The sequence below is a fragment of the Salmonella sp. SAL4457 genome (genome assembly GCF_046548235.1).
GTDB lineage: Bacteria > Pseudomonadota > Gammaproteobacteria > Enterobacterales > Enterobacteriaceae > Salmonella > Salmonella enterica.
The window spans coordinates 1-260 of record NZ_JBGDZO010000749.1 but is presented as its reverse complement, the minus strand read 5'-3'; the positions used below and the strand labels follow the sequence as shown (position 1 = coordinate 260).

Below are 260 nucleotides of genomic sequence, written 5' to 3'. Positions count from 1 at the left end.
GCCTTCAACTGCTCGTACATCTCAGCGATGGTCGGCAGCAGTTCGAGCCGCTTGTTCTCAGCCACAGTCCGGACGAAGTTCTGGGCTGGTGCATTCAGCTTGTCGCCGCACACATCGATCAGGCTCTGGGCCTTGGCCGAAGAGGTCAGCTGAGGCTCTTTGAGCAGCTGGCGCACGGTGTCGTCCTGCGACACTGCGGCCAGCACACCCAGCGCATCCGACCAATCGGCCAGTTGCTGATGAGCCTGGGCGTACTCGAA

At 61.5% G+C, this 260-nt stretch carries 1 protein-coding gene; it reads right to left on the bottom strand.

What is annotated here, in order from left to right; translation table 11 throughout:
• The coding region (gene atpH, locus ACLJNW_RS26160; protein WP_410961500.1) for an ATP synthase F1 subunit delta at positions 1-260 on the bottom strand (260 nt) is incomplete at both ends.